Genomic DNA, 1,834 nt, shown 5'->3' with positions numbered 1-1,834 from the left:
TCAGTGGCGGGAACGGTCGTCGAGCCTGTCGGAGCAGAGCTACAGCTACGACCAGGCCGGCCGGCTCACCTCGATCCGCGACACCATCGGCGGCCAGTGCACCACCCGCACCTACGGATTCAGCACCTCATCGAACCGCACCTCGACCACCGTCTACGGCCCGGGTGCGGACGGCGTCTGCCAGACATCGACGGTGGCGTCGTCACGGACCTGGACGTACGACACGGCCGACCGGGTGAACACCACCGGCTACGTGTACGACAGCCTCGGCCGGACCACGACGGTGCCGGCGGTCGACACCGCCAAGGCATCGGGCGGGAATGTGACCATCACCTACCACTCGACCGACCTGGTCGACACGATCACCCAGGGTAGCCGGACCACCGACTACACCCTCGACGTCACCGGCGAGCGGGTCCGCTCGTGGACCGACAACGCCACCGGCATCGCAGTTCAGTCGGTACACCACTACGACGGAGACGACGACAGCCCGTCCTGGACGCAAGAGACCGTCGACCGGTTCACCCGGCCCGTCACCGGCCTGTCGGCGATGGCCGGCATCTTCAACAGCGAGAGCGCTCAGATCGACTGGCAGATCACCAACCTGCACGGCGACCTGGTCGCTGCCATCTACGGCAACGACGAGGGCCTCTCCCGCACCAGCGAGGCCAACGAGTACGGCACGCCGCGCAACCCCGACGACGTCGGCACGCAGCGGTACGGCTGGCTCGGCGCCAAGCAACGGGCGGCCGACACCCCGTCAGGCATCATCCTGATGGGCGTCCGCCTCTACAACACCACCACCGGCCGCTTCCTCCAGGTCGACCCCATCTACGGCGGAAGCTGCAACGGGTACGAGTACACGTGCGCCGACCCGGTCAATGCCACGGACCTCGACGGCAAGCGCGTCAGTAAGTTTTGCAAGTGGAGGAACTGGTGCGCGAGGACTATCGGATGGGCCGCTCGCGGGATCGGGCGGGCGCACGAGACGTTCCACAACTGGCAACTTCAGACGGTCCTTGGGGCTGCGGTGCGCGGGGGAGTCGCTGCCGGAAGGATTTACCGGGGCGCCCGTTCGGCCTTCCGCAAGACAAGCATTAGGTGTATGCGATTCCCGAATGTTGGAGGGTTTGGCTGTGATCTCCGGTATAATGGAGAGCGGAAGTTTGGTGTTCATTACCATAAAGTTAACGACAAGTGGCGCCCCCACTATCACAGGCGGGGTAAAGGCCCAGGCCAGGGCATCGGCCGGCATCGCCCCTGGGACCGTAAGCATACTGACCGGCGTTGGTGGCACCGTTGGTAGAGGACGACGAATTTGATCTCCAAGGATGAGGAAAGCCTGCCTGCTCGCCGCACGTCTTGCGTGATCTTCGACAGGAACGGTGGAGTATGGGCCTTTCGGAGCTACGATGATGCTGAAGGTTGGATCGAGGCCATCGATGTTGTCGACGGGGAATACTTCGGCTTCGATAGTGAAGGGTATGTCCTAGCCTTTGATGTCATCCAGCCGGATGTAGTCGTGATTAGTCGCACCGATGATCGAGCCGAAGAGCGTGCCGCCGATAAGATTCAAAGTGCGATGTCGCTCAGCGGAGCCCCGCTTCGGTCGCGCTCGCTGCCAGAAATGATTGACGAGCTGCTGCTGATGGAAGCTCGGAAGGGCTTTTTCGACAGAATTATCCAGAAGCTCAGAAATCGCCGAGCCAATTAGTACTCCAACGTCACTTGGTTTCGGCGTTGGGCGTGGCGTGGGCACGAGGACGGCCACCGCGTTGATCATCGGTGGTTTGTGAGGACAACCGAAGATCGCGCGATGGCCGTGGGCCACAGC

At 62.9% G+C, this 1,834-nt stretch carries 2 protein-coding genes; both read left to right on the top strand.

Features of this window, described 5'->3' with window-relative positions; translation table 11 throughout:
- Positions 1-1,306: RHS repeat-associated core domain-containing protein (locus HCJ94_RS29240; protein ID WP_305070273.1), on the top strand; the 1,306-nt coding region annotated here is incomplete at its 5' end.
- A gap of 12 nt (positions 1,307-1,318) precedes the next feature.
- Positions 1,319-1,714 (top strand): hypothetical protein, encoded by a 396-nt coding sequence (locus HCJ94_RS29235; RefSeq protein WP_168004223.1) that lies wholly within the window; start codon positions 1,319-1,321, stop codon positions 1,712-1,714.
- Positions 1,715-1,834 lie beyond the last annotated feature (120 nt).

The sequence above is a fragment of the Micromonospora thermarum genome, from assembly GCF_012034245.1.
In the GTDB taxonomy this organism is placed as follows: domain Bacteria; phylum Actinomycetota; class Actinomycetes; order Mycobacteriales; family Micromonosporaceae; genus Micromonospora; species Micromonospora thermarum.
Note: the sequence above shows the minus strand (reverse complement) of the source record. Positions and strands in the feature narration are given on the sequence as shown.